The organism is Pseudomonas fluorescens, from assembly GCF_000802965.1.
Lineage (GTDB): Bacteria > Pseudomonadota > Gammaproteobacteria > Pseudomonadales > Pseudomonadaceae > Aquipseudomonas > Aquipseudomonas fluorescens_A.
This window is the reverse complement of sequence record NZ_JSAK01000023.1, coordinates 50,412-71,964: the sequence shown is the minus strand read 5'-3', so window position 1 is coordinate 71,964 and position 21,553 is coordinate 50,412. Positions and strand designations below refer to the sequence as shown.

At 61.2% G+C, this 21,553-nt stretch carries 20 protein-coding genes; 2 read left to right on the top strand and 18 right to left on the bottom strand.

Annotation, left to right across the window (positions count from 1 at the left end):
• Window positions 1-240 precede the first annotated feature (240 nt).
• Genes gspD through gspE form a run of 11 tightly spaced genes read right to left on the bottom strand, consistent with a single transcriptional unit; the run spans window position 241 to window position 10,104 of the window.
• The gene (gene gspD, locus NL64_RS20195; protein WP_034149828.1) at window positions 241-2,490 is read right to left on the bottom strand and encodes a type II secretion system secretin GspD; all 2,250 of its coding nucleotides are present in this window, start codon (window positions 2,488-2,490) and stop codon (window positions 241-243) included.
• Window positions 2,487-3,002 carry a hypothetical protein gene (locus NL64_RS20190; RefSeq protein WP_034149827.1) on the bottom strand — a complete coding sequence of 172 codons (516 nt, stop codon included), beginning with the start codon at window positions 3,000-3,002 and terminating at the stop codon, window positions 2,487-2,489. Before NL64_RS20190 ends, gspD begins: the two co-directional genes overlap by 4 nt.
• Entirely contained in the window at window positions 2,999-3,610 is a 612-nt protein-coding gene (gspM, locus tag NL64_RS20185) for a type II secretion system protein GspM (RefSeq protein ID WP_034149826.1), read from the bottom strand. The genes NL64_RS20190 and gspM overlap by 4 nt, the downstream gene beginning before the upstream one ends.
• Entirely contained in the window at window positions 3,600-4,643 is a 1,044-nt protein-coding gene (locus NL64_RS20180; protein WP_155292770.1) for a type II secretion system protein GspL, read from the bottom strand. The genes gspM and NL64_RS20180 overlap by 11 nt, the downstream gene beginning before the upstream one ends.
• Window positions 4,640-5,362, bottom strand: a complete 723-nt coding sequence (locus NL64_RS20175; RefSeq protein WP_034149825.1) for a type II secretion system protein GspK — start codon at window positions 5,360-5,362, stop codon at window positions 4,640-4,642. The genes NL64_RS20180 and NL64_RS20175 overlap by 4 nt, the downstream gene beginning before the upstream one ends.
• Entirely contained in the window at window positions 5,359-5,967 is a 609-nt protein-coding gene (locus NL64_RS20170) for a prepilin-type N-terminal cleavage/methylation domain-containing protein (RefSeq protein WP_034149824.1), read from the bottom strand. Before NL64_RS20170 ends, NL64_RS20175 begins: the two co-directional genes overlap by 4 nt.
• Window positions 5,964-6,332 (bottom strand): type II secretion system protein, encoded by a 369-nt coding sequence (locus NL64_RS20165; RefSeq protein ID WP_034149823.1) that lies wholly within the window; start codon window positions 6,330-6,332, stop codon window positions 5,964-5,966. Before NL64_RS20165 ends, NL64_RS20170 begins: the two co-directional genes overlap by 4 nt.
• Window positions 6,329-6,766 carry a GspH/FimT family pseudopilin gene (locus NL64_RS20160; RefSeq protein WP_034149822.1) on the bottom strand — a complete coding sequence of 146 codons (438 nt, stop codon included), beginning with the start codon at window positions 6,764-6,766 and terminating at the stop codon, window positions 6,329-6,331. The genes NL64_RS20165 and NL64_RS20160 overlap by 4 nt, the downstream gene beginning before the upstream one ends.
• Before the next feature lie 2 nt (window positions 6,767-6,768).
• Window positions 6,769-7,194, bottom strand: coding sequence for a type II secretion system major pseudopilin GspG (gspG, locus tag NL64_RS20155; protein ID WP_034149821.1), 426 nt, complete (start codon window positions 7,192-7,194; stop codon window positions 6,769-6,771).
• A gap of 10 nt (window positions 7,195-7,204) precedes the next feature.
• Window positions 7,205-8,407, bottom strand: coding sequence for a type II secretion system inner membrane protein GspF (gene gspF / locus NL64_RS20150; protein ID WP_034149820.1), 1,203 nt, complete (start codon window positions 8,405-8,407; stop codon window positions 7,205-7,207).
• Window positions 8,408-8,409: 2 nt separating this feature from the next.
• Window positions 8,410-10,104, bottom strand: coding sequence for a type II secretion system ATPase GspE (gspE, locus tag NL64_RS20145; protein WP_034149819.1), 1,695 nt, complete (start codon window positions 10,102-10,104; stop codon window positions 8,410-8,412).
• Between the two features lie 563 nt (window positions 10,105-10,667).
• Here gspE and NL64_RS20140 point away from each other — a divergent pair.
• Both NL64_RS20140 and NL64_RS20135 read left to right on the top strand, forming a co-directional pair.
• Window positions 10,668-10,910 (top strand): hypothetical protein, encoded by a 243-nt coding sequence (locus NL64_RS20140; protein WP_034149835.1) that lies wholly within the window; start codon window positions 10,668-10,670, stop codon window positions 10,908-10,910.
• Entirely contained in the window at window positions 10,907-13,654 is a 2,748-nt protein-coding gene (locus tag NL64_RS20135) for a beta-glucosidase (RefSeq protein ID WP_052321272.1), read from the top strand. Before NL64_RS20140 ends, NL64_RS20135 begins: the two co-directional genes overlap by 4 nt.
• Before the next feature lie 29 nt (window positions 13,655-13,683).
• Here NL64_RS20135 and NL64_RS20130 read toward each other — a convergent pair whose 3' ends face one another.
• From NL64_RS20130 to NL64_RS20100, 7 genes are all read right to left on the bottom strand, one after another.
• A complete protein-coding gene (locus NL64_RS20130) occupies window positions 13,684-14,331 on the bottom strand; it encodes a TetR/AcrR family transcriptional regulator (protein ID WP_034149817.1) in 648 nt (215 codons plus the stop codon).
• A 61-nt stretch (window positions 14,332-14,392) separates the two neighbouring features.
• Entirely contained in the window at window positions 14,393-15,748 is a 1,356-nt protein-coding gene (locus tag NL64_RS20125; protein WP_034149816.1) for an MATE family efflux transporter, read from the bottom strand.
• A 285-nt stretch (window positions 15,749-16,033) separates the two neighbouring features.
• Window positions 16,034-16,972, bottom strand: a complete 939-nt coding sequence (locus tag NL64_RS20120; protein ID WP_034149815.1) for a SphA family protein — start codon at window positions 16,970-16,972, stop codon at window positions 16,034-16,036.
• Between the two features lie 60 nt (window positions 16,973-17,032).
• The gene (locus tag NL64_RS20115; RefSeq protein ID WP_034149814.1) at window positions 17,033-18,226 is read right to left on the bottom strand and encodes an acetyl-CoA C-acyltransferase; all 1,194 of its coding nucleotides are present in this window, start codon (window positions 18,224-18,226) and stop codon (window positions 17,033-17,035) included.
• A 42-nt stretch (window positions 18,227-18,268) separates the two neighbouring features.
• Entirely contained in the window at window positions 18,269-19,039 is a 771-nt protein-coding gene (locus NL64_RS20110; RefSeq protein WP_034149813.1) for a crotonase/enoyl-CoA hydratase family protein, read from the bottom strand.
• A 1-nt stretch (window position 19,040) separates the two neighbouring features.
• Entirely contained in the window at window positions 19,041-20,690 is a 1,650-nt protein-coding gene (locus tag NL64_RS20105; protein WP_034149812.1) for a (2,3-dihydroxybenzoyl)adenylate synthase, read from the bottom strand.
• An 89-nt stretch (window positions 20,691-20,779) separates the two neighbouring features.
• Window positions 20,780-21,544 (bottom strand): SDR family NAD(P)-dependent oxidoreductase, encoded by a 765-nt coding sequence (locus NL64_RS20100; protein WP_034149811.1) that lies wholly within the window; start codon window positions 21,542-21,544, stop codon window positions 20,780-20,782.
• Window positions 21,545-21,553: the final 9 nt, after the last annotated feature.

Sequence of the window (21,553 nt, the reverse complement as noted above, 5' to 3'; positions counted from 1 at the left end):
CGACTTTTTCAACAGAATCGGTCGACAACCGTCCTTCGCAATACGCAGCAATAGCCCCGCAATGGACGGTCGCCCGCCAGGACCAGATTGAGCAAGCAGACAGTTCACCAAAGCCCATTTACCAAACCTTATGAGAAAACCATCGGAATTCTGAATGATGAATTCGCATTGGCCCACTTCGACATTGTCAGCCCGATACCGCGCTGGGACCTGACACACCCAACGAGGCGAGACTGCCACTCACGGCTTGAGCAGTTGCATCTGCTGGCGATAGTCATCGGTCACCTGGCGCGCCTGGTTGGCACTAGTCACTACCCGCGGAGTGATGAGGACAATCAGCTCGGTCCGGTCGCGGGACTTCGAAGTATTGCCGAACAGCCACTTCAGGCCAGGGATTTTCGAAAGCCCCGGCACGCCTGAAGTGGTTTCGGCATTGTCCTGCTTGATCAGCCCGCCAAGCAGCACGGTCTGACCGCTTTGCACCGCAATCTGCGTGGAGACCGAACGGGTGGAAATGCGTGGATTGGATTGCGTGGCGGTCACGTTGCTGGAATCGGCGTCACTGACCTGCTGGCGGATATCCATGTACACCAGGCCACCCGGATTGATCCGCGGGATGACATCCAGTATCACGCCGGTCTGCACATACTCCACGCTGCTCAACGTGGTGTCGGAATTGGTTGTGTTGACGGTCGTCTGGCTGATGGGAATATTGTCACCCACCTGAATCTGCGCTTGCTGATTGTTCATCACCACCAGCGATGGCGCTGACAGCACCTGCGTGCGCCCATTGGTTTCAAGTGCATGCAATGCCACTTGCAGGTTATTGCTGACGAAGGAGTAGAACAGCGCATCGGTGGCGCCCAACCCTGCCCCGCCACTGCCCAACGCGCCCTGGCTGCCGCTCTGGTTGGCGACGGTGGTGCTCGAGGAATTTCCCGCCAGGTTGCCCAGGTACCATTGCACGCCCAGGTCCAGTTCGCCGGAGAGTTTGACTTCGAGGATGCGCGTCTCGATCTGCACCTGCAACGGCAGGTTATCGAGGCGCTTGATAGCGGACTCGATCTCCTTCCACTGCGCAGGACGGGTGCGCACCAGCAATTGGTTGGTGCTTTTTTGCGCGGTGATGCGCACGCTTTCTTCCAGGCTCTGCTGAGCCATTTGACCACTGGCCTCGGTAGATTCGCTGGCACTGGCGTCGGATGACTCGTCCTCGCCCTGCTCTTCTTCAGCGCCGGCCTGAGTGCCCTCGCCCTCTGATCCCATGCCAGCCGAGTCTTGACCCAAGCCACCGGCAACGCCATTGCTGCTGCCATTGAGTGACGACAGCGCGACGGTCCGCAATCCCGGCGCGACCTTGGCTGCCGCGTCGTCCTTGATGGCGCCGCTGCCATAGATCTGGCGCAGGTACCGGGCCAGATCCGAGGCTTTCATGTTGCGCACGTCATAGACATACATCTGCGGCTCGTTGCCGCCGCCCTCGTCAATGGTCGCGATCCAGTCACCGACTTCCTGCAAATACGCCGGTTGCGACGAGATGGCGACGATGGAGTTGGTGCGCTCATTGGGCATGAATTTCACCATGCTCGCCAACGGCATGCCGCTGTCAGGCCCGAACAGCTTCTGCAACTGCGGCATCAACTCGGCGACCGAAGCGCGCTGCAACCCATAGACCCCAATGGACATGCCCTTGAGCCAGTCGACATCGAAGGTGTCGATGGTCTCCTGGTAGTTGGCCAACTCATCGGGCGTGCCGGCCAGGCTGAGCACGTTGCGCGCCGGGTCTACCAGCAGGAAGGCGTTTTCCCGGGCGAAGGGCTTGAGCAGTTTCTGCATTTCCGTGGCGGAGATGTAGCGCAATGGAAACAGGCGTGCGGACATTCCGTTGGACGGCCGGGCTACCGGCATTTCCGGCACCAGCTTGCCGGCCACGGCTTGATTGGCTGGCAGGATCACATAGCGGTTGCCTTGACGAATCATGGCATTGTCAGTCCAGGACAGCAGGGTTTCCAGGATTGACAGGGCTTGCTGCTTGTTCACCGGTTGTGAGGTCGAGAAGCTGACATTGCCTTTGACACCTTGGGCGATGCTGTAGTTTTCATGCAGCAAGTCGCCCATCACACTGTTGATCACCGCTTCGATCGGCTGGTCGGTGAAATTGAACACGATGTCCGCGCTGTCCCCGGCGCGCTGCCCTGTGCTGGCTACAGGTGCGGCGGCTGGGGGCGTGCGCACGAAGCTCTGGTTGCCGCGAATGATCTGCCGTTTGGCGGGCGCGATGGTCTGGGCCGTCGAGGCGCTTGAGGCCGTGCCGGATTCGTTGACCACAGGCGCGCGCTGGGAACCGGTGCCGTTGAGTGCTTCCTGCATCAGGGCCGAGTCATTTTGCAATGACTGCGGATTGAACGTGCAGCCGCCCAGGGCTACGGCAGTGGCCAGGCACAACAAGGGGCTGCGCAAACGGGAAATCTCAGGGAAGCAATGGGTCATGGTCTCGGTACGTTTGGAAGAGTGATAAGGGGGGCTGTCGATGGCGGCGGCAGGCGTAATACGGGCAGGCTCAGTTGACGGGTCTGGCCCTGGTACATGAAGGTGGCTTGCTGCGGGCTGAGCGCGGTCAGGGTCCAGCCGTTGTCCAGAGCGCTGCCGAGGGCAAGCTTGAGGGGGCGTTTGTTGGCCAGGCGCAGCAATGCCCACTGGGCCTGGCTGTCGATGATCACACCGGTGAGCACGATGCCTTGCAGCGAGGCGGGTTCGCCTTTGCCGGTGACAAGGTCGGGTTTGCGATCCGGACTGAAGATCGACTGCTGCCAGGTCAGGGCCAGCGCCTGGGCCGAAAGCGAAGGCAGGGGCCGGGGCGCGGCCTTGGCCGGGAGTTCGCCTGGCGCATCGGCAGGCAACCAGTTTTCGGCGCGCCCCGCGCCGAGCGCCAGGGTTAACAGCAAGATGCCCAACAGCGCGGCGATTACCGACAGGATCAGACTTGAACGGCCAGGCGTCATGCTTTGGGCTCCCGGGCAGAGGCCGGCTGCAGGTAACCGCGCAGCAACAGCTGCACCTGCAAGCGCCCGGCACCGCCACTCGCAGGCGCTGACGCCGGGCGACGAATACTCAGGTTGTCGACGAACAGAAAGGGCTGGCCGTATTCGAGGTCGTGCAGCAGGTTGACCAGTGGCTCCACGGCACACTCCAGGGTGAGGCTGATTTTCACCTGGCGATAGGGCTCGGCGCTGTCCTGCTCCGGGGTGATAGGCATGCGCTGTGTGACCTGGCAACCTGGTCCTTGCTCGGCGTGCGCCTTGACCAGATCGAGGCTGCGCTGCATCAGGTCGGCGGCCACGCCGCTCGGGTCGTCGCCGGGGAGCAGACTGGTGCGGCTGGCGGGGTCACGCCGGGCCTGTTGCAATTGCGCTTGCAGGATGTCGCGCTGTTGCAGCACACCGGCATAGCGCTGTTGCTGTTCACGCAGGCTGTCGGCCTGGTTCTCGATATCGATCAGAGGATCCAGGAACCAACTTTGCACCAGCAACCACCAGGCAGCCCACAGCACCAGGGCGAGAACGATCAGGGCGGCACAACGGCGTTCCCGCGCACTCAGGTCACGACGCATCGGTGGCCTCCTTGCGCAATAGCGCGTGCAGCGAGAAGCGCTCTTTGCCGGTGTGCTCGTCAGGCTGGATGATGCCTTGGAATTGCGCATCGCCCAGGGTTCGACAGGTCTTGGCGCGACCGATCAGGGCACTGGCCTTTAAGCTTTGGCCAGTGATGGACACGCCCCCGCCTTCGCTGATCTCCAATTGCTCGACCCAGGTGTCACTGCCCAGACAGCCGGTGAGATCCAACAGCACGCTGGCCAGCGTGGGCTGGGCAGCCCTTTGTTGCGTCAGGTAGCGGGCAGCGCCCTGAGTATTGATCAGTTCCCGGCGCAGGTTCTGTAGCGCCTGCACCTGCTGGCGCTGTTCGTTGACGCTGGTTTGCATCGCTTCGACCATCGCCGAGCGAGCGTTCAACCACATCAGCATGCAGGCGAGCACCAGGCCGAAGCAGAGGACGGCCAGGTAGCGTGGCAGACTGCCCGTGCGGGCGCCTTGCCGTTCATGTTCGCCGGGCAGCAAGTCGACGCCCAGGGGCTGGCCGTCGGCACCGCGACAGTCCACGGCGTGCAGGCGTAGGCCGCGCTCACGGCAATGCTCGAGGACGCTCTGCAGACGCTCGCGCAGGATGGCGACCAGCAGCACCCGCGCCATGGTTTTACCCCGGCTCTGGACCCGTGCCACGAAGTGCATGTGCTCCCGGGGAAACGGCGTGTATTTGTCCAGCTCGTAACCCATCACGCTGCTCAGATCGCGGGAGGCGGCCAGGGGTAACTGCAACGGTTGCGCCAGCACCATGGCATAAGGCAACAGCAGCACCATGCGGTCGCCGTCACCGCTGGCGAGCGGGTCCGTCAGCGGCCAGTCCAACAGCCGTTCACGGGTCGGCTGCAACAGGCCTGTGTGCAGGCGGGCCGGCAATGCATTGCGCAGCTCCTGCAACCACGCCTGCCATAGACGTTGCCCGAGGCTGCCGTACCAGTGGCTGTGCCAGCCGGCGCGCAGTCGTGCCAGTCGCTGAACCCACGGCGGTGAAATCAATGGTTTCATTCTTGCCAGCGCAGGACCCGATAAGGCCGTGCCCCCTCCTTCGATGGATTGAGTAACAAGGTGACGCGTAGCGTCGTGGTCTGACCGCCGGGCAAGGTTGCCCGGCTCTCTATCGTGATGATCGATCCGCCATCCGCGACCTTCGGGCCCGCTCGCGGCAGGTTCAGCGCCCGCCGCAGCCAAGGCGCTGCCAACTGCGGGTCGGGGCCGGTCAAGCCACTCCACAGCGTTACGTAAGCGACAGCCCGCTGGTACAGCGCCTGGGTCATGCCGGGTATTTCTCGCAACTCTTCAATCATCCGCAGGGGGGGCTGGTTGTCGCCTCGGCGATGATCCACGGCCTTTGCCAACTGCAAGGCTTCGCCAGGCGTCGCGCCACAGGCCTGTAACAGCCTGGCGATTTGCTCGGTGGGCGCGGTGTTGAGGTCCAACCGGCCTTGCTCGCTGCTCAGGCTGACAGCCAATTCGGCGTCATCGAAACGCATCGCGTGAACCTGGCCATCCGCCAACCAGTGGCGTTGCGGGTTGCGCTCGAGCTGGGCCAGCACGGCCATGCCAACGCCTGCCTCGGCAGCGAGCAGCCCCTGCAAGTGCTGGCGCTGCCAAAGGGCCTGGCGATTTTGCAGATGCACCCACCCCACCAGACCGGCGAGCAAGGTGCCGAGCAAGGCCAATACCCACAGCACCAGCAGGAGCGCGACGCCGCGCTGACGCTTCATGGCGCGCTGTTCTCGCCGGACAAGTCCAGGCGCAGGCTGATGCTTTGCGTGGGCCAGGCAATGGCGCCGCCCAGCTGCACATCGATGCGCACCGCGCGCGGCAAACGTCCAGGCCAGGGCCAGTGGTCCATCCATGGGCTAACTTGCCCCTTGGGCGAGACACCGCGGTAACTCAGTTGCACGCTCTCGACGTCATGCAGCAACACTTGCGGGTCGCTCGATGGCTGCAAGGCCGAACCTTGCAAACGCTGCAAGCGCACCTGCAGACGCCCGCCCTCCAGGCTCAGCTGATGCAGATACAAACCACCGCCCAATGTCGCTGGCAGTGGCGCATAGAAACCCAGGCTTTGCCGCTCTCCCTGAAAAATCCACGACTGAGCCTCACCCGGATTGCCGGCGGACAACGGCAGCGCTTGGCCAAGCGCATGGCGCAGAAAGTTCTGGGTTGATCGCACTTCATCCAGTCGGGTGCTGTAGCGCTCGGCTTTGGCCATAGCCCGATTGGCGCCGGCAACGGCCGCCCCGATCAAGGTCAACAACACACCCAGCAGACTGATCACCACCAGCACTTCCAGCAGGGTAAAACCTCGGCAGCAGCGCCTCATTGCGCTGCCCCGGTGCCTGAGCTGCGCACTTGCAGCGTGCTGTAGCGCGCTTGCCGAGCGCCGTCATCGACTTGCAGGTCCAGGCGATAGGCACTGGCCGGCCCCTCAGCTCCCGGCAGCAGGCTGACGACCAGCTGCCACTGCACCCCGCTCCACTCACCGTGGCTACGTCCCGTTTGCAGGGGACGATCGCTGGCGTCGTCCATCAGCGAGCGCGCGATCAGGCTCAGGCGATCGCTGCGCTGCACCTGCTGCAAGGCGCGCGCACTGTGCCCGAACGCCGCCACCAGGACACTGCTGCAAATCGCCAACACAGCCAGCGCCGCGAGCATCTCCAGCAGCGTAAAACCACGCTGGCCGTTCAATTGAGCGAGCTCAACTGAACGTTGCCCGTCAGCCAATTGATGTCGACCCGCCAACGTTTGTCGTTGCGCGATAACAACAGGTGCCCGCCACTGGAACCGCCATCGGGGTAGAACTCGAAAGCCGAGCCCAACCCTTCGGCGGTCAGCAGTTGCACGTGCATGTCCTGCGGCAGGCGGTGGGCGTGCTGATCGGGGCCGTGAAAACGCGCTGTGTCCAGGTCAAAACGGGTCTGCGCCGGTTGCCCTGTGATAATGGCCTGCACCCTCGCGGCGCGCAGCGCCTGCACCAACTCGCTCAGCGCCCGACGTTCCGTTGCCGCCTGCAGGCCCTTGCCGACGCCGAAGCTGACCAGACCAATACTGATGCCGATCAAAACGATCACCACCAGCAGTTCGATCAACGTAAAGCCGCGCGAGCGATCCCAGGCCTGCACGGTTATTCCCAGTTACCGATGTCGGCCTTGTAGCCATCACCGCCGGGCTGACCGTCCTGACCATAGAAAATCAGGTCGAAACTGCCGTGCTCGCCAGGAAATCGATAGCCGAAAGCATGGCCGAACGGGTCATTTAGATCCGAGGGCTTGGCGTATGGGCCTGCCCAGCCGACAGCATTGGCCGGTTTGCTGATCAGCTGCTGCAAGTTGCCTGGAGGACTGCCGACGTCCAGTCCGAAGCTTTCGACCTTCATGCCCAGGCTGGACAGTTGCGCCTTGCCGGCGCCGTACTTGCCCTTGTCGACGTTGCCGCCCACCTGGCGCACCACGATGGTGGCGACGATGCCGAGCAAGACGATCACGGCGAGCATTTCCAACAGGGTGAAACCGCCCTGGCGACGGCCAGCAGCAGCGTTGAATCGGGACATGTCAGTTTCCTCAAATGTTACTGGTAAGGCTCATCAACGGCAGCATGATGGCGAGCATGATCACGGCCACCAGCACCGCCATGACCACGGTCAGGCTCGGCACTAACGCAGCGAGCATGCGATCGATGCCGCGTTTGGCTTCGACATCGAACACGTCGGCGACCTTGAGCAACATGGCGTCGAGATTGCCGGCCTGTTCGCCTACTTCAATCATCTGCAGGGCCAGTTCCGGCAGCAGCGGCTGCTCGCCGAACGCCTGTGCCAGCGTCCCGCCGCCCTTGACCCGCTCCGTGGCCTGCTCGACCTGAGCGCGCAAGGCATGGTTGCCGCACACCTGGCGAACGATGACCATGGCTTGCAGCAGGGCCACGCCGTTGCTCAGCAAGGTGCCCAAGGTGCGTGCCAGGCGTGCCGCCTCGATGCGTTGCAATAACGGCCCGATAACCTTGATCAACAGCAGACGCTGGTCATGCCGTTGCCGGCGCTGCGGATCGCGGCGTGCCAGGGCCACGCCCCACACCAGCACGACCAGCGTCGCCAACACCAGCAAGCCATAGGCACTGAGAAATTCGCCGAGGCCGAGAATGGCCTGGGTAATCATGGGAATGGGCACGCCCAGATCGCGAAAGATCGGCACGAATTGCGGCACCACATAGGCCAGCAACAGCGCCAGCGATCCAAGCACGCCGACCACCAGAAAGACCGGGTAGATCAACGCATTGATGACTTCGCCACGCAGCGTCTGGCTGCGTTCCAGATAGTCGGACAGTTGACGCAGGGTATTTTCCAGGGAGCCGCCCGCTTCCCCGGCGCGCACCATGCTGATGTACAGGCTGGAGAACTGACCGTGTTCTTCCTCCAGCGCCTGGCTCAAAGGCTTGCCGGCCTTGACCTGTTCACGCACACGTTCCAGCAGCGATCTGCGCCGGGGCTCGTTGGCCTGTTTGAGCAAAATGCCCAGCGAGCGCTCCAGCGGTTGCCCGGCGCCCAGCAAAGTGGCCAGCTGCTGGGTAAAACTGACCAGAGCGGGGCCATTCATTGCACCACGGCGCAAGGCCGCACCCAGGCCAGTCTCGGCACTGACACTGAGGCTCAATAACAGCAAGCCGCGTTTTTGCAGTACCACGACGGCGCTGGCTTCATCGACGGCTTCCAGGCTGCCTTGTCGAGTAACGCCATCGGCATCCAACGCGCGGTATTTAAAATGGGCCATGGTCAATCACCGCGCGTGACGCGCAGCACCTCTTCCAGGGACGTGATGCCGGCCACGGCTTGACGCAGGCCTTCTTCGTACAAGGTGCGCAGGCCGCCCCGCCGCGCCGCCTGCTCGAGGGTCTCGGCATCCGCCTGGCGCATCAGCAATGAGCGCAGCTCTTCGTTCATCACCAGCAATTCGGTGATGGCACTGCGACCGTGGTAACCGCCGCCGGGCAACTCGCTGGCCGGGCGGTACAGCAAGACCGGACGCTGCTCGGTAAAGCGCTCTAGACCGTGTTCGGCGACCATTTCCGGCGGGGCTTCGAAGGCGATCCGCGTCTGCGGGTCCAGGCGGCGCACCAGGCGCTGGGCGAGAATGCCCTTAACGGTCGACGCGATCAGGTAGCTTTCGACGCCCATGTCCAACAGTCGCGTGATACTCGCCGCTGCGCTGTTGGTGTGCAGGGTTGAAAGCACGAGGTGGCCGGTCAGCGAACTCTGGATTGCGATGCGGCAGGTTTCCAGGTCGCGCATTTCACCGATCATGATCACGTCCGGGTCCTGACGCACAATCGAGCGCAGGGCACTGGCGAAGTCCAGGCCGATTGCCGGCTTCACCTGGATCTGATTGATGCCTTCGAGCTGATACTCCACCGGATCTTCCACGGTGATGATCTTGCGCTCGGCCGTGTTGAGCCGCGACAGCGCGGTATATAACGTGGTGGTTTTGCCGGAGCCGGTGGGGCCCGTCACCAGCAGGATGCCATGGGGGCTTTCCAGGACATCGAGGAACGTCTGCAAGCGCTCGCCGTCCATGCCCAGGCTGGGAAAGTCGAAACTCACGGTGCGCCGATCCAGCAAGCGCATCACCACCGACTCGCCAAAACTGGTGGGCACCGTGGACACCCGCAAATCCAGCTCCTGGCCCTGGATGCGCAACATGATGCGGCCGTCCTGGGGCAGGCGGCGCTCGGCGATGTCCAGTCGAGCCATGATCTTCAGGCGCGAAATGATCGCCGCCGATGAGCTGGACGGCGGTGCCTCGGCCTCATGCAACACGCCATCGATGCGGTAGCGCACCTTGAGCTGGCTTTCGAAAGGTTCGATGTGAATATCCGAAGCCCGCTGCTCGACGGCGCATTGCAGAATCAGGTTGACCAGGCGGATGACCGGGGCCTCGGAAGCCAGGTCCTTGAGGTGTTCAATGTCTTCTTCGGCACCACTGCTTTCGTCCAGCGACTCGATCAGCGCATCCATGGCGCTGCGGCCCTGGCCGTACAGGCGTTCGATCAAAGTATTGACGTCGGTGGCGGTGGCTACCCGCAATGACACGGTCTTGCCGGCGCAGTAGCCCATCGCGTCCAGCGCGTACTGCGTCAGGGGTGGGCTGGCTGCGACGGTGATCGCTGTGGCGTCGGTCGCAATGGCGACGACACCGTACTGCCGCAAGAATCGTTCGCTGCCGAGCATCAACGGCTCGACGCACCAGGAGGCTTCGTCAAGCCGCAGACTGGGCGCATCGAGCAGCGTCGCGTAAGCCTGGACCGCCTGCTCGTCACGTACGGCGCCGAGGCGTAGCAGGTTGCGCAGCACCTCGTCATCGCTATCGCTTTCAGCCATGCACAGCTTGCGCGCTCGATTGATGTCCGACGCCTTGACGTCGGTATTGTCGATCAACCATTGGCATATTGCGGATTGCGAAGGAAGTTGCATCAGACTGTTTAACTATCTCAATGACACAGTTAACTAAACACTCGAAGACAGGCGTCCAACGATGACGCCTGATCAGATATGAATAGTTAAATAATATTTAACGGGCAAACTTTAAGTATTACCGCTGATAACTTTCAGCCGTATCCAGAAGATGTATTCGCAAGACTTGAAGGCCGCTTTGGCCGCCGGTAAACATCGCCGAAGAAGCTTATCAGAGCACTAAACCTAATTGCAACTAGGTTTAGATGCCGGTTTTTTATTGTTGAAATATTGATTTTTTTGCCGATTTAAACCGTAAAACTAGATTTTACGTCGGCCTAACAGCCACAAAATCACGGATAAAGCTATTAAGTCTAAAAAAGAGTCTTTTTGCCATCATCTAAAAACGAACCAAACAGCACTTTTTCATCGGATATTTTTCAGTTGGAAAAAATATCTTTGCGACGACTGAACTTTCACGTGCATGCTTCAGACTTATGTTGCGACCCACTTCAAGACTCTCTGTCTGTGGTCGATCAATAACGACTCCTCCATCAATCGAGATTCTATCGATGCTTCGACTTATGTCGCCTGTATTAGGTGCATTACTTGTGTGCGCCCAAAGTTTACCCGCCATGGCTGCGGACTCATCGTCCGTAGCAAACACCGTCAACTCGGAACATCAACTGCGCGAGCAGATCGAGGCCAAGCGCGATCAACTTTCCGGGGCGGCCAACCTTGGCCCAGCCACGCAAACCATCCCTGGCAACATGCTCGATGCGCCAGTGGCGACCGATGACGCCCCCGCACAGGCACAACAACCATGAGCCGGCCTAGCCTCCCCCATCCGACCACCACCGCCAGAAGGACACTCGCCGTGTCAGCTCTCAAACAGACGCTTGGCCTGAGCGTGCTGACATTCAGCATCGTGCAAGCCAACCTGGCGCTTGCCGCCGTCACACCTGCCACCGGCAACGAGGTCGAAGCCCGCGTCAGCTCCATTCTGGATAACATGAACCAGTCGGAAAAGATCAACTTCACCCGCGTGAATGACGGGCACATGATCCCTTCCCTGCTCAAGTGGGGCATCAAGGGCACCGTCGCGTATGACTCATCCATGGGCGTTCACGTCAATAACGCTACCTTTGGTGCGCAGTACCCTTCGCAATCGGCACTGGCCGCGACCTGGAGCATCAACCGCGCCAAGGAATTCGGCCTGGCCATTGCCTACGAAACCAGGATTTCCGGCGGACAGCAGATGTTGTCCCCGGGCGTGAACCTTTACCGGACCCCGTACAATGGTCGCTCCGCCGAATACGTGAGCGGTGAGGATCCCTTCCTCGGCGCGGTGCTCGCACCGGCTATCGTCAACGGTATCCAGGCGCAAGGTATCCAGGCCAGCGGCAAGCATTACCTGGCCAACGAGCAGGAGGCCAACCGCCAGGCTGTCAATGTCGTCGCCGACGAACGTACGTTGCGCGAGTTGTACCTGCCGGGCTTCGAATCGATGGTCAAGAACTCGAACGTCGCGTCCATCATGTGTGGTTTCAACAAGGTCAATGGCGACTATGCCTGTGAAAACCATCACCTGATCACCGACGTGCTCAAGGGAGAATGGGGCTACCAAGGCACCGTGATCAGCGATTTCAACGCCATCCACAATGCGTTCAAAGGTGCTTGGGCGGGCACCGATATCGACATGCCATCAGGCCTGCAATTTACCGAGGCCAACCTGCTGCCCTATGTGTGGAGCGGGCAACTGACCCAGAACGTCATCGATGACAAGGTCAAGCGCAACCTGCGCGCAATCGTCAGCTACGACTTCCAGGACAATCTCAACACGGCCAAGACACTCGAGCACCCCGAGTACGGTGCGCGCGCCGCGTTGAACACCGCCCGTGAAGCGATCGTGCTGCTGCGTAACGAGAAAACTGCCGCAGGCAAGCCGCTGTTGCCACTGGCGCCGTCCGCCAAAATCGCCGTGATCGGCGATTGGGCAGACCAGGCGCCTGCCTCACCTTTCGGTACCGCCAACTCGCCACCCAACAGCTACGTGACGGAGCTCAGTGGCTTGCAGCAATTGGCATCGAGCAGTTCGGATATCACTTACCTGCCAGAGATGAGCCTGAACCCGAAAAGCTCCGTGTGGTATCAGCCGGCGACCGGTAACAGCGGTATCAGCAATTCCGGGGTGAAAGCCGAGTACTTCGCCAACACCAGTTTCTCGGGCACTGCGGCACAAACGCGTGTCGAGCCGGGGGTGAATTTCAACTGGACCACCAGCACCAATGAAACCAGTGCAGGTACCACTACGGTGTCTGGCTTCAGTCCTGCGGCCGGCAATTTCTCGGCGCGGTTTACCGCGAACATCAAGCCTGTGGTTTCCGGTCCGCAGGTGTTCAAGGTCCGGGCAGACGGCCCCTACAAACTCTGGGTCAACGATGAGCTCGTGGTGCAAAGTGACGGCGTGCCGCACTCCTCCGACGTGGTCAACGCCCTGACCACGTCCGGCAAGACCGCAGCCCTGGTGGCCGGCAAGCAATACACCGTCAAGCTGGAATACCAGCGCGTGCAGGGTAACTTCACTCCGGCACTGGGCGGTCTCGCCGGCGTGCAGATGAGCTGGGCGTCGCTGCGTCCGCCAAAGGATCTGTCGAAGTACGATGCCGTCGTGGTTGCCGCAGGCACTAACTATGAGAACGAAGGCGAAGGGTCTGACCACGGTTATGAACTGCCTGACCAGCAGGCCGAGCTGATCAACTTTGTGACCCGCGCCAACCCCAATACGATCGTCGTGATGCACGGCGGCGGTGTAGCGGACATGCAGCCTTGGGCCAAGAAGGTAGGCGCCACGTTGCAAGCCTGGTTCCCGGGCCAGCAAGGCGGCCAGGCACTTGCCGAGATCCTGTATGGCAAGGTCAACCCATCGGGTAAATTGCCGGTCACCATCGACAAAAAGATCGAAGACAATCCAAGCTACGCTTCGTATCCGGACCCGGCTGCCTATCGCGGTGACAACGCGCTGACTGAAATGACCTACAGCGAAGGCCTCTACCTCGGTTATCGCGGCTACGACAAGAAACACGCCAAGCCGCTGTATCCGTTCGGCTATGGTCTTTCCTACACCACCTTCGGCTACAGCGACCTGAAGCTGTCAACCAATGTGCTGACTCCCGGCGCCACCGTTGACGTCAAGTTCACGGTGACCAACACCGGCGACAAGGCGGGCTTCGAGGTGGCACAGCTGTATGTGCAACCGGTAAACCCTGCGGTCGATCGTCCGGAAAAGGAGCTCAAGGGCTTCACCAAGGTCTACCTTGAGCCAGGCCAGAGCAAGACCGTGAGCATTCCGCTCGATTCGCGCTCGCTGGCCTACTACGTGGATAACACTGACAGCTGGAACGTCGACGCCGGCAAGTTCAAGATCCGCGTGGGTACCGATTCAGAGGACCTGGCCCTGAGCCAGACGCTGGTCACGCTGTACCCGGAGCAATTGAACACCCGGGACAGCAACCCGTTGCCAGTGCCACTGCGCAAGGCCGTCCAGGTCACGGCGGCGCAAACTTACTGACCGTTGCATGAGGCTCAGGGATGAGCCTTTTACGCCACCTTCAGATCGGCGGCCAGGCGGCGCAAGTAGTTATCGAAGACGCTCATGATGTCTACGTTCGCCCGCCCCCTGAGCCATTGGATCTGCAGCCCGTCCATGAGTGAAAAGATCTCTTGGGCAAGTGCCTTCACATCCACGTCCCCCCGTATTTCGCCGGACTCGACCAATACCCCGAGGTGCGCCTGTGCATGGGCATGCACCATGTCGAATTTCTCCTTGTACCAGGGAAACGCCGGATGCTTTTCGGAGAGGCTTTCGGTATTGATCATCACGGACGCCTGGCATTCGCAAGCATCCTCCACACTGAAGCTCATGCTCAGCCTGAGAAACTGCACAAACCCGTCAAGGGTTGGCGCGGTGGCCAGGTCACCGAACCGGGCAACCACCCTTTCGTCCCGACGATCGAGCAGCGCTTTCAGCAACGCCACCTTGTTGGGGAAATGGTGCAGCAGGCCCACCGTGGTGATGCCCGCAATATCGGCGACATCGCGCATCGAGGCACCCAGGTAGCCATCCCGGGCAAAGACTTCGGTGGCGGCATCCAGCAGCGCCATGCGGCGCATTTCCCCTTTCGGCGCGCGTCGACGCTTGGGGTTCGGCGAATCGCCCGATTCGTTATGAGTGTCCATGACTGCCATAGAATTCCGTTGAAATTGGGACGCCCTTGCTGCCAGGTCTGGCAGCGGCGCGATTGTTCGTTCAATGCAGCCGGTGCGCCTTCGCCCGCTGCACAAAAAAGCGCCGCGAAACATGCGAGGCGGTGACAATCGCTGCGATAGCGACCAGTGCGTTACCCGTCCACATGCCGATCACGGCACCGCTGCCAGCGAAACCCTGCGCCCCTGCGTACACCCATGGCAGGGTGCCCAAGGTGCCGCGAATCCACCCGAAAACCGGCACCCACCAGGCGCGCTCCATCGTCAGGAACATCGATTGCGCGACAAAGTCCAGGCCGAAGACGATCCACAGACCCACACCAAACTGGGAGAACGTTATGAACATCTCTCGGCCCATGCCCGTAAGGTGAAAGTAGTTGGCAATGAAGGGTCCCGACACGTCCAGCAGCAACCACAACGCCACACCATAGAGGACCACGAGCCGGCGGGTAAAGACCAGGATCGCCCGGACCCGATCATCGCGGCCTGCACCCAGATTCTGCGCGAGCACCGGCACCAGTGCACCCGGCAGTGCGAAGAACACACAGTAGCCAAGCTGCAGGACGCGATCCACCACCGCCATCCCGGCCAGGGCTGATGTCCCCAGGCCCGCGAGCACCACCATCAGGTAGGTGATGCCCACCGGCATGGCGAGGTTTGCCAGCATCGCCGGCAGCGCCACTCGCAAGGTACGGCGGGTGTGGAGCGACAACAGTTTGAGATTGATCGTCGCCGAGAGCCCGATGTGCCGTTTGACCAGCACCAGCCCTGCCACCGATGTCACGGCAGCCGACAGGAGAAAGGACACCCCTGCCCCTTCCAGCCCCATGCCAAAGCCAAAAATGAACAGAGGATCTGCCACCGCCAATGTCCCCGCCCCCGCCAGCAGGACGTTCAGTGCGAGCCTGACCTGCCCTTTCGCCCTGAGCATCTGTGCGCACATCTGCGTGATAGCGATCAATAGGCTGGCGGGCACAACCAGCCAGAGGTAATGCCGTGCGTTTTGATAAGCCGCCAGGTCCGCACCCAACCATCGGGCCAAGGGCTCAGCGCAAACCATCTCCACCACGACAAGGGTGGCAGACAGCAGGAACGCCATGATCAGCATATGGCTGGCCAGTCGAGCCAGGGTTTTGCCGGCATGTTTGCCAATACGATCGGAAAGCAGCGCCACGGCCCCGATAACCAGCCCGGTGGAAAATGCCCCGTTGATGAACACCAGGGTCTTTCCCAGCCCGACGGCGGCCAACAGGCTTTGGTCATCGAGCATGGACACGTACATCAGGGTGAGGATGTCGACGAGAAAAACCGCCAGCAAGCCCAGGGCGCCCGTGCCCACCATGCTCAACACATGCCTGCCAACGGGCCCCTCAGTGAAACTGGCACCATGGGTGGTCATTTGGTTGCTCGATGTTGGAAGGCGATCACTTGCATTCGGCTTGCCCGGGCCAGCGCTACAGGAAGCGGGGCTTTTGCGAGGGGATATCGGAGATGTATCGGGGTAAATGATACGAGGGCGAGTCGCGGTATGCCAGCGGATGTACCGCCTTGCGATGAACTGCGATCCTCATGATTACCGATTGTCGAGAACGGTTTGCAGCGGGTAATGCGCAGACTTGGCATGATCGACGAGCCTGCGCACATCCCTGGAGCTTCAGCGTTGACAGGATCAGCTCACAGTTTTCTAGAACGGCAACCGCGCCTGCAACCACAACCGCGTCCCTTCGGACTTGTTCTTCGCCCCGAACTCCTCCTGCAACTTGGCAACCACGGCAAAGTCTTTGCTGAAGCGGTACATGAAGTAGGGCCCCAAGGCATCGACCGAACCGCGGTTACCGTTGCCATTGACCGAGGTTCCATCACGGCGGTCATCGGTTGTCTGCTGGTAGATGTAGCCGTTGATGCCGGCGCTCAAGGGTCCGTTGAAGCGATAGCCCGCGCTGAATTCAAGCGTGAGCTCATCGCCAGAGCGATAGTCGGTCTTGTCGTTTTTCGAGTTGATGCCGTAGCGCAGTTTGGCGCTGGCTTCCCAGTGCTCGGTGGGAAACCACGTCGCGGCATAGAAAGGTGCGACCTGGTAGTAGTTGCGCCCGGTGTTCACCGGCTCATCCTCGTCATAGTCGCCGGTGGGCAGGAAGGTTTCGATACCGGCGGTCTGGTGCAAGGTCTTGCTGTGCCAGCCGAGCAGCACCGGGGCAAAGCTGAGGTCGGCAAGATTTGTAGAGGTGCCGCCCTTGTCCAGCGGTGCCAGGGGCGCAGGGCGGACAACGTCCAGGGTCAGGTCAATCGTGGGCGCCGCCAGTGCGGCTCGGGTTTCGACATTCGCGCCCAGCCATTTCACCCCGGGCCAGACATAGCTCAGACGCAGGGATACGCTATCGGACCTGATGCGATATCGGGCGATGCCGGGGTTGTCGTCGCCGTCGTTGCCTTTGACGTGGGTGGCATCGTAATGGGTGTAGTACAACAGCGACGTCAGGCCTTCGGGCAACATCAACCCGGACATATTGGTTTCCACACCCAGTGGGTAGGAGTTGCCATTGCCCTCGGTGGCGCTGACGGCGCCGTGGAAACACAAGAGCAAGCCGGCGGCCTGCAAGGCGCGAACATGAACAGCCTTCATAGAAAGTCCCTCTTTTTGTTGTTGTAGAGACGCAGCAAAAGCGATGCCCGGTCCTAGCCGTCAGTCATGGCACACCTCGAACAAACCGGCGGCGCCCTGCCCGCCACCCACGCACATGGTCACCACCACATAGCGTGCCCCCCGGCGACGCCCCTCAAGCAAAACGTGCCCGGCCATGCGCGCACCCGACATGCCGTAGGGGTGCCCCATGGCGATGGCCCCACCGTTAACGTTCAGCCGCTGCATCGGGATTCCCAACTGACGCTGGCAATACAGCACCTGTGAGGCAAAGGCTTCGTTCAATTCCCACAGATCGATGTCATTGACGCTCAGCCCGTGGCGGGCCAACAGGCGTGGCACAGCCAGCACTGGGCCGATGCCCATTTCATCAGGTGCACAGCCGGCACTGGCAAAACCTTTGAAGATCCCCAGAGGTCTTGAACCCTTGGCTCTGGCTTGATCGGCACTCATCAACACACACGCCGCCACGCCGTCACTGAGTTGCGAGGCGTTGCCGGCAGTCACGGTTCGATGCTCACCCTCCAGCACCGCTGCGAGCGCATGCAGTTGGGCACGCTGTGTGCCCGGCCGATTGCATTCGTCTCGGTCGATACGCAGGGGCTTGTCGTAATACTCATAACTGGCCTTGTTCACGGCTTTGGAGATGACGTCCAGCGGTACGATTTCTTCATCGAACAGCCCGTCGCGCTGGGCCTGAGCCATACGCTGCTGGCTGAGCAAGGCGTAGTCATCCTGATCAGCACGGGAGATGCCGTAACGACTGGCCACCCTTTCAGCCGTCTCGAGCATGCTGATATAGGCGTCAGGTCGATGCTCCAGCAGCCACGGGTCTTGACCGTAGTGCTCGTTAGTGTGGGCGTTCTGCACAAGACTTATGGACTCGCCACCAACCGCCAGCATTATCGAGCTGCCGTCCAGCTGGATACGTTGCGCGGCGCTGGCAATGGCTTGTAACCCCGACGCGCAATGGCGGCTGACGGTCTGCGCCGCGACGCTGTCCGGCAACCCGGCTCGCAAAGCGCTGAGCCGGGCAATGTTCTTGCCCTGAGTACCCTCAGGCCGTCCACACCCCATGACCAATTCTTCAACCTCGGCGCCCTGAGTCTGGGCACGTTTGAGCACTGCCTGGATGATCGGCGCAGCCAGGCTGGGCATTGGGGTGTGGTTGAACGCGCCACGATAAGCCTTGCCAATGGCCGATCGGGCATAAGCAACAATCACTGCGTCTTGCATGAGAACCTCCGGCCGAACGCCGCGTGCAGCGTCCGGCTGCGATCAAAGTGCCTGCACGATGGCCTGGTGGGCTTCGGTGTGATGGGCCAGTGCCTGATAGGCAGCGGACAGTTCGAGCAAGGGTTCCAGCCGGGTGTGCTGCCCTTCGCGCAACAGCTTCTTGGTCAACCTCAGAGCATGCCCGGGGTTGGCCGCGATCCGTCGGGCCAGGTCTTGAGCGGCCACCAACAAGTCATCCGGCGCGACAACGCGCGACACCAGGCCATATTCGAGCGCCTGCTGCGCCGACACCGTCTCGCCGGTAAATGACAGTTCATAGGCCCGCGACAGGTTGTTCAGCGCCCGGGGCAACAGCCAGGCGCCGCCATCCCCGGGCACGATTCCCAGGCGTACGAAGCTTTCAGCGAAACGCGCTTGTTGCGAGGCGATTCGGATGTCGCACATCAATGCCAGGTCGCAACCGGCACCAATCGCTGCACCGTTGACGGCAGCAATGGTCGGCACCTCAAGGTGGTAGACCGCCAGCGGAATCTGCTGGATGCCATGGCGATAGCCATCGCGCAGCTGATACGGATCACCCGCGAACAGCCCCGCCCGCGCTTTCATGTCCTTGACGTTGCCACCGGCACAGAACGATTTGCCGGAACCTGTGAGGATGACCACTTTGACCTGCGGATCGCGGTTGATGCGCGCGCAAACCTGAGTGAACCCGTCGAACTGCACCTGATGGCTCAAGGCGTTGTGCTGCTCGGGCGCGCACAGCGTCAAGGTGGCGATGCCGTCTTCGAAGCGGTATTGGATAAAGTCGCTCATCTCAGGCCGCCTCGATTTTTAGCTGGGCGCTGACGCGCTCCACCAGGTCTTTCTTGGAGACCTTGCCGAAGGTCGACAGCGGAAAACTGTCCACCAGCTCCAGGCGCTCCGGCAGTTTGAAACGGGCGATTTCATGGCTCTGCAGGTAATCGACCAGCTCTTCCAGGCTCAACTGCGCAGCCGGCTTGAGGATCACGAAGGCGCACATTTTTTCGCCCAGCACCGGGTCGGGCATGGCCACGCACGCCACGTTCGTAACGGCCGGGTGAGCCAGCACCAGGTTCTCGATTTCTTCGGCGGAAATTTTCTCGCCGCCGCGGTTGATCAGGTCCTTCTTGCGCCCTTCCACCACATAGTTGCCCGAGGGCAGCTCGCGCATCATGTCGCCGGAACGGTAGAAACCTTCGGGGGTAAACGCCCGCGCGTTATGCTCCGGTGCGTTGAAGTAACCGCGCAAGGTGTAGGGCCCTCGGCAGCACAGCTCGCCCGGCGTACCCGGCGGCACCGGTAGGTCGTCCTCGCCCAGCAAGAGGATTTCGTCGTCTTCACACACCGGCCTGCCCACCGACTCGCGGCGTACATCCAGCGGATCGTCCAGGCGCACGAACATCAACAGGCCTTCGGCCATGCCGAAGTTTTCCTGCACCGTGCAGTTATGCAAGACCTGCTCGGTCAAGGCCCGCGTCTCCGGTTGCAGACGCTGGCCACCGGACTGGATCACTCGCACGCTGTCCAGATTGAAGGACTCGACCCGGGGGTCGTTCATCCACATGATCAGCAGGGCCGGCACCACATGGATATGGGTGACCTTGAAGCGCTCGATCAAACCGAACACCTCTTCAGCCCGAGTGCTGGCATGTAACACCACCTTGGCACCGCAGAGCATGAAGCCCTGCAAGCCAGGGCACGCCAGCGGCAAGTTGTGAGCAATGGGAAGCACGTCCAGCAACACCGAGTGCTCATCAATGCCCGTGTATTTGGAGGCCAGCCGCGAGTTGCAGACGTAGTCGTTGTGCGAGCGCGGGATCATCTTCGGGATGCCGGTCGTGCCGCCAGACAATAGAAACAGCGCTGGGCTGCACGGATCGATCGCCGCCTGAATCGCCTCGATTTCAGCAACATTCCGACGTGGCTCACGCGCCAGCAGGTCGCCCAGCGAGACAAAACCGTCCGCCGCGGCACCGAGGACAAACTTGCGACGGATGCTGGCGGTATCAGCTTGAACGCGGTTGACGATATCGATGAAATCGCAGTCCTTGGAGCGATCCGCCGAAATAGTTGCGGTGGCGCCAGACAACTCGACGAACTGGCGCAGCTCACGGTATCGGTGGGTGTGCAGCGCAAGGATCGGCCGAACTCCGATTTTCTGCAGGGCCAGGTAAACGAAGACAAACTCCAGCACGTTGCCCAGTTGCAAGACGACGATATCGCCCGGCACCAGACCGGCATCCAACAGGTTCAAACCCAGGCGTGTGGCAACCTGGTCAAGCTCGGCGTAGCTCACCTCACGGGAAGCATCGCACACGGCAATGCGCTCTCCGTACTGACGGCATACAGCCTGGAAGGTATTCGCCAGGGTCTGGTCCAGCCAGTAGCCCTTGGCGCGATACTGCTCAACGAACTTTTCTGGAAACGGCACGAATCCCATCATGGAAATGTCCTCGATGTTGTCGTTATTGTTGGAAGGAACCCGCAGGGGCCAGAGCGCAACTCTCGCCCGGAAGAATTGGCCCTGAAGAATCAGGTGGTCTTGGCGAAACCGCCATCGATGACAATGGTTTCGCCGGTGACAAAGTGCATGTGCTCGATCAGGGTGAGCACCACTTCAGCCACGTCCGGCATGGTCACACAGCGCTGCAAGGGCGTGGCGCGCGCGCGACGGGTCATCAACTTGTCGTAGTTGTCGCCCAGCATCCATTCCATCCACTCCCCTTCCATCCAGCCCGGGGCGATTGCATTGACGCGTACCTTGGGGCCCAGTGCGTTGGCCAGGGTCTGAGTCATGCTGATGACGGCCGCCTTGGACGCCGAATACGGCAGCGGCTGGGCACCAGGGCGCATGCCCACAATCGAGGCGGTGTTGACCATGCACGGCCGGGGTGCCTCGAACAACAGGGCCTTGGTGTGCTTGGCGATCAGGAACAGGCCGCGTACGTTCACCGCGAATACCCGGTCCCAATCTTCCACTTCGATCTCGTCAAACTTTTTCGGTGGCGTATCGATGGACACGCCGGCGTTGCTGCAGACCACGTCCAAGTGGCTGTATTGCTCACGGATGGCGGCGACCATGGCTTTGACACTGTCCTCATTCGACACGTCGCACTGCAGCAACATCGTCCGTGCCCCGGCTGCCTCGCAGGCTTGCACCGTGGACCTGGCCGAGGCTTCGCTGCGGCTGTAGTTGACGATCACGTCATAACCGGCCTTGGCCAGTGCCACGGCCACCGTGGCGCCAATGCCGGATGCGGAACCTGTGACCAGGGCGACTTTCTTGGATGGGGACATGTTCAACCT